The sequence below is a fragment of the Gordonia sp. (in: high G+C Gram-positive bacteria) genome, from assembly GCF_047606305.1.
Lineage (GTDB): Bacteria > Actinomycetota > Actinomycetes > Mycobacteriales > Mycobacteriaceae > Gordonia.
In genome coordinates, this window is record NZ_JASGER010000028.1 from 34,340 (window position 1) to 41,668 (window position 7,329).

Sequence of the window (7,329 nt, forward strand, 5' to 3'; positions counted from 1 at the left end):
GGTTGCCGAAGCGGCTTCAGGGCCAACCGGGCTCTGCTGCGACCGTGCCGTCTTCGATGGCAGCGGCCAACTGCGCATGGTCATGGGCGTTCTGCCGGTCGTACGCGAAGGCGAAGGCGGTGAACGCGTCGGCGACTTTGCGCGACCGGCCGAGGTAGTCGTCGATCTCCGCGGCGTCGCCGCTGCGGGCGTGCGCGCGGGCCAGGACGCGGCCACAGGCGTGCGCGTATTCGGGCAGTCGCCGGACGAGTTGGGCGCTGTCGGCGACCACCTTGCCGTCGCGGAACTGGCGGACGTAGAAGTCCATCCCCTTGACCGTCGTCCACCCGAGGAACATGTCCGGCGCGCGCTGCAGCAGCCGCTGGCCGACGACGACCCGCTCGCCGGCGTCGGCATAGCGACTCTTGCCGATCCACTGCTCGTACACCGACGCCCCGGCCTGTTTGACCTGCAGGAACAGCGGATCACCGGTTCGGCGGTCCTCGCAGAGCACCAGGTAGTCGCGCATGCCGACACTTCCGACACCCACGACCTGACGGACCGCGTCCACGACGTCGTAGTGGTCCAGCAGGACGCCGAGGTGGTCGGGCACGGTGGAGGTGTACTTGCCCAGCACCGCGTCGAGCCGGTTCAGGTCGATATCCGCGTGCGCGCGGTACGGCGGCCGGTCGACGATCTGCCGCCGCCCGTCGACCGCACGGGTCAGCTTGGCGAACGCGCCGCGGTTGGTGTTGCGCGCCGCCTGGCGCTCGAGGCGCTTCTCGAGTTTGCCGTCGTGTGCGGCGGTGTATTTGACCAGGCGCTCGGCGTCGACGGTGTCGTACCAGACGTCGAGTTCGGACCACTGGGCGTAGCGGTGGATCCACTTGCGGTAGCCGGCGAATCCGGCGCGCACCGCCTGTTCGGTCTCGCGGTTGCGGATCCCGTTCTCCCGGGCGAGGACGACGAGGCCGGTGAGGAAGCGTTTGACGTCCCACTCGAAGGGGCCCGGCAGCGTCTCGTCGAAGTCGTTCAGGTCGAAGGACAGGATCCGCTCGGGGGTCTTCCACAACCCGAAGTTGAGGACGTGCGCGTCACCGCACAGTTGGACGCCGATACCGGTGTTCGGCGCCGACGCCAGGTCGGCGGCCATGACGGCCGCCGCACCCCGGTAGTAGGTCCACGGCGACGCCCCCATCCGACCGTGTCGGATGGGCACGAGGTCGGGATCGCGGGTCTGGTCCTGCGCAAGGATCGTCGCCAACGCGTCCTGCTCGCGGGCACCGGGATCCCACTGCGCCAACGATCGACGCGGGACGGTGGCTCGGCGGGCCCGACCGCCTTCCGCCGCCGGCGGTCGCGGGCCCGCGGCCATCAGAAGTCCCAGTCCTCGTCTTCGGTGTTGACCGCCTTGCCGATGACGTACGAGCTGCCCGACCCGGAGAAGAAGTCGTGGTTCTCGTCCGCATTCGGCGAGAGCGCCGAGAGGATCGCCGGGTTCACGTCGGTCTCGTCGCGCGGGAACATCGCCTCGTAGCCGAGGTTCATCAGGGCCTTGTTCGCGTTGTAGCGCAGGAACTTCTTGACGTCCTCGGTGAGCCCGACCTCGTCGTAGAGGGTCTCGGTGTAGTCCGACTCGTTGTCGTAGAGCTCGAAGAGCAGCTCGAAGGTGTAGTCCTTGAGCTCCTGGCGACGCTCCGGGGACTGGGTCTCCAGGCCGCGCTGATACTTGTAACCGATGTAGTAGCCGTGCACCGCCTCGTCGCGGATGATCAGGCGGATCAGGTCCGCGGTGTTCGTCAGCTTCGCGCGGCTGCTCCAGTACATCGGCAGGTAGAAGCCCGAGTAGAAGAGGAAGGACTCCAGCAGCGTCGAGGCGACCTTGCGCTTCAGCGGGTCGTCGCCACGGTAGTAGTCCATGACGATGTTCGCCTTGCGCTGGAGGTTGTCGTTCTCCTCCGACCAGCGGAAGGCCTCGTCGATCTCCTTCGTCGAGCACAGCGTCGAGAAGATCGAGCTGTAGCTCTTGGCGTGCACCGACTCCATGAAGGCGATGTTGGTCAGCACCGCCTCTTCATGCGGGGTGGTGGCGTCGGGGATGAGCGATACCGCGCCGACGGTGCCCTGGATGGTGTCGAGCAGGGTCAGGCCGGTGAACACCCGCATGGTGAGCTGCTTCTCGTACTCGGTGAGCGTGTTCCACGACGGGATGTCGTTGGACACCGGCACCTTCTCGGGCAGCCAGAAATTGCCGGTCAGACGGTCCCACACCTCGGCGTCCTTCTCGTCGGGGACGCGGTTCCAGTTGATCGCGCTGACGCGGTTGACCAGCTTGATCGGTGCGCCTTCAGCAGGACTGTGGGCGGTCGCAGACATGACACCTCGGTTGCTCGAAAGACCAGTATTCGGATTCCCATGGGGAGTGGGCCCAACACTACCCGTTGCGGCATCGCCGAACCGCCACCACAAGATGGTGTGTCTTCAGGATTCCCGGCGTGTCACGCGCCGGGCGTGTCGATCTCGTCGGGGGTGAAACGCCCTGCGCAACCCGGGTGGTGCTGTCAGGATGTGCCCATGACGCCGAACCACCCGCAACCCGCGCCCTACCCCGATCCACAGTTCGTGCCCGGCGCCTTCCCACCGCCCCCGCCGCCGCGACGGGGGCGGGCCGGTCTCCTCGTCGCGCTCGCGGTCGCGGCCGTCGCCATCGTCGCGCTGATCGCGGTGCTCGCGGTGGTGCTGCTGCGCGGCGGGAAGGAGTCGACGGCCCAGGACCGCACCACCGTCGTCGAGGGGCAGACCACGACCGTCAGCGTCCCGGCCGCCGCCGATGCGCAGAACCTGCCCGCCGGCGCGGTGCCGTGCCCGAGGGTCCCCGGACTGGCCACCCACGAGGGCCGCAAGACCAGCTGCGAGTTCGCGGTGAGCGTGCGCGACGCCTACATCTCCGCCGGCCCGCGCGGCGAGAGCCGAGTCGTCAACGGATGGGCACCCACGCAGCACGCGTCGGTCCCGATGACGTGCGGCCCGCTCGACGGTTCCGCGAGCGTCATCGTCTGCCGCGGCGGGACCCAGTCGATCGTCTACCTCTACTGAGCCGAGGGCCCATCACCGCGATCCTCGCGGCAGTACCGGCACTTCTCGCTGAACACGCCCTTGTTGGTGTGGTAGCGCGTGTGGGCGCTGCGCCGGCTCGAGGGCATCGGACGCCCCTTTCGAGCCGCCGACATCTTGGCCCGCGTCTCCGGGCTCGCACGCTTCCCGTAGTTGGGGTTTCCGGGGCCGCGACGCTGCTCGGATAGCCGGCGCCGCGCCTCCTCGGGCATCGTGTGGCCGTAGCCGGGATGCTGTTCGCCGAACTTCCCATGGTTTGGATTCTCCTCACCTCTCCCGAACCCTGGACGGGCTCCTCCCGACCACTTGGCGCGTTGCTCGGAGGTGTGTGACTTGCCGTAGAAGGGGTTGTCCGCGCCATAGCGACTGACTCCCTTTCGGCCAGTCGACCGAATCCTGGCGGCCTCCCGCATCTCAGACGTCCACACCACGCCATCCGCGCCGCCCAGTCCCCCCTCCGACAGATTGAGGAGCGGTTGCCCCTCGGCTCGCAGGTAGGCGATCCAATCGATCTCGGCCTGTCCAAGTTCGTCCCGGGTCGCAGCGCAGCCGAGGACATCGGCGATCACCTCGTCGCGCGAGTGTTTGCGCAGCCAGTCGTAGAACGGAGTCTTTTGCCCCTTTGCTGCGGCCTTGAAGTGTTGCTTCAGCCGAATCTCGGCCGTCTTGGTGGTGAGACCGATGTAGCGATAGTCGAAGGAGTCCCGCAGCCGGACGCCGTAGATCACTCCCCCGTCGGGATTCTTGGCGGCCGGCATGGTTTGTTTCTACCGCGACGGTCCGACAGTGCATTAAGGGTCGAAAACGAGTGTGGGCCCGATCCGAAGATCGGGCCCACAATCAGCGTTTCCGCAGGTCACAGCATACAGCTGACACAATTCTCCACTTCAGTCCCCTCGAGGGCCATCTGCCGGAGGCGGATGTAGTACAGCGTCTTGATGCCCTTGCGCCACGCGTAGATCTGCGCCTTGTTCACGTCACGGGTGGTGGCGGTATCCTTGAAGAACAGCGTCAGGCTCAGGCCCTGGTCGACGTGCTGGGTCGCCGCGGCGTACGTGTCGATGATCTTCTCGTAGCCGATCTCATACGCGTCCTGGTAGTACTCCAGGTTGTCGTTCGTCAGATACGGCGCCGGGTAGTACACGCGCCCGATCTTGCCCTCTTTGCGGATCTCGATCTTCGCCGCGACCGGGTGGATCGAACTCGTCGAGTGGTTGATGTAGCTGATCGAACCGGTCGGCGGCACCGCCTGCAGGTTCTGGTTGTAGATGCCGTCGCGCTGGACGGCCTCCTTCAGCTCGCGCCAATCCTGCTGGGTCGGGATGTGGATGCCGGCCTCGCCGAACAGGTCGCGCACCTTCTGGGTCGTGGGCTCCCACAGCTGATTCGTGTACTTGTCGAAGAACTCGCCGCTGGCGTACTTGCTGCGCTCGAAGCCCTCGAAGGCCGTTCCCCGCTGCTTGGCAATGCGGTTCGACGCGCGCAGCGCGTGGTAGAGCACCGTGTAGAAGTAGATGTTCGTGAAGTCGACGCCCTCTTCACTTCCGTAGAAGATGCGCTCACGGGCCAGGTAGCCGTGCAGGTTCATCTGCCCCAGGCCGATCGCGTGCCCGCGGTCGTTGGCGAGCTTGATCGACGGCACCGAGTCGATCGACGTCTGGTCGGCGACGGCCGTCAACCCGCGGATCGCCACCTCGATGCTCTGCCCGAGGTCGGGCGAGTCCATCGCCTTGGCGATGTTCATCGACCCCAGGTTGCAGGAGATGTCCTTGCCCACGTGCGAGTAGGACAGGTCGTCGTTGAACGTCGACGGCGTCGACACCTGCAGGATCTCCGAGCACAGGTTCGAGTGGGTGATCTTCCCGTCGATCGGGTTGGACCGGTTCACCGTGTCCTCGAACATGATGTACGGGTAGCCCGACTCGAACTGCAACTCGGCGAGCGTCTGGAAGAACTCGCGCGCCTTGATCTTGGTCTTGCGAATCCGCTTGTCCTCGACCATGTCGTGGTAGTTCTCGGTGACGTTCACATCGGCGAACGGCTTGCCGTAGACGCGCTCGACGTCGTACGGGCTGAACAGGTACATGTCGTCGTTGCGCTTGGCCAGCTCGAAGGTGATGTCCGGGATCACGACGCCCAGCGACAGCGTCTTGATGCGGATCTTCTCGTCGGCGTTCTCGCGCTTGGTGTCCAGGAAGCGGTAGATGTCCGGGTGGTGCGCGTGCAGGTACACCGCGCCGGCACCCTGACGCGCGCCGAGCTGGTTGGCGTAGGAGAACGAGTCCTCCAGCAGCTTCATGATCGGGATGACGCCCGAGCTCTGGTTCTCGATCTTCTTGATCGGGGCGCCGTGCTCGCGGACGTTGGACAGGAGCAGGGCCACGCCGCCGCCGCGCTTGGACAGCTGCAGCGCCGAGTTGATCGACCGGCCGATCGACTCCATGTTGTCCTCGATGCGCAGCAGGAAGCAGGACACCGGCTCGCCGCGCTGCTTCTTGCCCGAGTTCAGGAAGGTCGGGGTCGCCGGCTGGAAGCGGCCGGAGATGATCTCGTCGACGAGCTGGGTCGCGAGCGCCTCGTCGCCGTCGGCGAGGGTCAGCGCCACCATGCAGACGCGGTCCTCGAAGCGCTCCAGGTAGCGCTTGCCGTCGAAGGTCTTGAGCGTGTAGCTCGTGTAGTACTTGAACGCACCGAGGAAGGTCGGGAAGCGGAACTTCTGGGCGTACGCGTGGTCGAACAGGCCCTTGACGAACTCGCGGCTGTAGCGTTCGAGGACCTCGGGCTCGTAGTAGTTCTCCTTGACCAGGTAGTCGAGCTTCTCGTCCAGGTTGTGGAAGAAGACCGTGTTCTGGTTGACGTGCTGCAGGAAGTACTGGCGGGCCGCCATCCGGTCCTTGTCGAACTGGATCTTGCCGTCCGCGTCGTACAGGTTGAGCATCGCGTTGAGCGCGTGGTAGTCCAGCTCCCCCGGCTCGTGCCCGGACGGGCTCGGGTGGACGCCGGACTGGCTGGCCGACGCGGTGTCGGAGGTGGTGGTGGGCGACGACACGATGGACACTCCTGGTGCGGATTTCGGGTGGATCTGGGACGGGACTAGGTCGCCAGCAGTTCGCCGGCGGTGGATGCGAACTCGGCGAGCCCCTCGCGGACGCGGTCGACGTCGTGCGCGGTGCCCATGAGTTCGAATCGGTAGAGGTACGGGACGTCACACTTGGCGGCGATGATGTCGCCGGCCCGGCAGTACTCCGGCCCGAAATTGGTGTTGCCCGCGGCGATCACGCCGCGGATCAACGATCGGTTGCGGGGGTCGTTCAGGAATCGGATGACCTGTTTGGGGACGTAGCCGCCGCCCGCGGTGGTCGTGGCACTGCGCCCCCCGCCGTAAGTCGGGGTGATCAGCACATACGGCGCGTCCACGGTCAGCGGCGCCTCGTCGCGGTCGTGGACCGGGATCCGCACTGCCGGCAGGCCGAGCTTCTCGACGAATCGGTGGGTGTTCTCCGACACCGACGAGAAGTAGACGACCGACAGCGACATGACCCGCTCCCGCGACGCTAAGCGGTGGCCGCGGCGGCGGCGACCGCCTTGATGCGGTCGGGGCGGAAGCCCGACCAGTGCTCGTCCCCGGCGACGACGACGGGGGCCTGCAGGTAGCCCAGCGCCATCACGTAATCGCGAGCCTCGGAGTCTTCCGAGATATCGATGACCTGGTACTCCACACCGGCCTTGTCCAGGGCCTTGTAGGTGGCGTTGCACTGCACACAAGCAGGCTTGGTGTAGACGGTGATTGCCATCATCAGCTCCGAATTCCATCGATGTCGTTTGGGGTACACAGAACACTACACCTTGTGTCTGACATTGCCAGCGAACACTAGAAGTTGTGAATTACATTTATGAAACTCGCTGGTCGCGGGCCCAGAGAGCCCTATTTTCCCGGCGTGTCACGGCGTGTTCGGCGTGTCGCGCGGCGGGCCCGATCCGGGGGCGGGCGACGCCGTCGTCGAACCCACTGGATACAACGCGCGTCAGTCGGAAAAACTGCCCCGATCGGCCGAACCGTTAGGCTCATCACGTGACCGACAGCGACAACGGTGCGCCGCGCCTGGTGGGCGACGATCTGCTCGCCCAGCGCGACGAGCGGGCCGATGCCGCACAGAACCGCGCCCGGCTGCTCGACGCCGCCGCGCGCCTGGTCGCCGACCGCGGTGCCGCCGCGGTCACCATGGACGAGGTGGC

The 7,329-nt window shown here is 66.1% G+C and carries 7 protein-coding genes; 1 reads left to right on the forward strand and 6 read right to left on the reverse strand.

What is annotated here, in order from left to right:
* Positions 1 to 16 precede the first annotated feature (16 nt).
* Together QM634_RS04605 and nrdF are read right to left on the reverse strand one after the other, a co-directional pair.
* A complete protein-coding gene (locus tag QM634_RS04605; protein ID WP_415041596.1) occupies positions 17 to 1,354 on the reverse strand; it encodes a DUF2252 domain-containing protein in 1,338 nt (445 codons plus the stop codon).
* Positions 1,354 to 2,355, reverse strand: a complete 1,002-nt coding sequence (gene nrdF, locus QM634_RS04610; protein ID WP_415041597.1) for a class 1b ribonucleoside-diphosphate reductase subunit beta — start codon at positions 2,353 to 2,355, stop codon at positions 1,354 to 1,356. Before nrdF ends, QM634_RS04605 begins: the two co-directional genes overlap by 1 nt.
* A 198-nt stretch (positions 2,356 to 2,553) precedes the next feature.
* Between nrdF and QM634_RS04615 the strand changes: the two genes are divergently transcribed.
* Entirely contained in the window at positions 2,554 to 3,075 is a 522-nt protein-coding gene (locus QM634_RS04615) for a hypothetical protein (RefSeq protein WP_415041598.1), read from the forward strand.
* On the opposite strand, the gene QM634_RS04620 is transcribed toward QM634_RS04615, so the two are convergent.
* From QM634_RS04620 to nrdH, 4 genes are all read right to left on the reverse strand, one after another.
* On the reverse strand, positions 3,069 to 3,851 hold the full coding sequence (locus tag QM634_RS04620; protein WP_415041599.1) for an NUMOD3 domain-containing DNA-binding protein: 783 nt from the start codon (positions 3,849 to 3,851) through the stop codon (positions 3,069 to 3,071). The two genes, QM634_RS04615 and QM634_RS04620, sit on opposite strands and share 7 nt — an antisense overlap.
* A 98-nt stretch (positions 3,852 to 3,949) precedes the next feature.
* Positions 3,950 to 6,142: a class 1b ribonucleoside-diphosphate reductase subunit alpha gene (gene nrdE, locus QM634_RS04625; RefSeq protein ID WP_415041600.1), complete on the reverse strand. Its 2,193-nt coding sequence runs from the start codon at positions 6,140 to 6,142 to the stop codon at positions 3,950 to 3,952.
* Positions 6,143 to 6,186: 44 nt separating this feature from the next.
* On the reverse strand, positions 6,187 to 6,630 hold the full coding sequence (gene nrdI, locus QM634_RS04630; protein WP_415041601.1) for a class Ib ribonucleoside-diphosphate reductase assembly flavoprotein NrdI: 444 nt from the start codon (positions 6,628 to 6,630) through the stop codon (positions 6,187 to 6,189).
* Between the two features lie 17 nt (positions 6,631 to 6,647).
* Positions 6,648 to 6,887: a glutaredoxin-like protein NrdH gene (nrdH, locus tag QM634_RS04635; protein WP_415041603.1), complete on the reverse strand. Its 240-nt coding sequence runs from the start codon at positions 6,885 to 6,887 to the stop codon at positions 6,648 to 6,650.
* Positions 6,888 to 7,329: the final 442 nt, after the last annotated feature.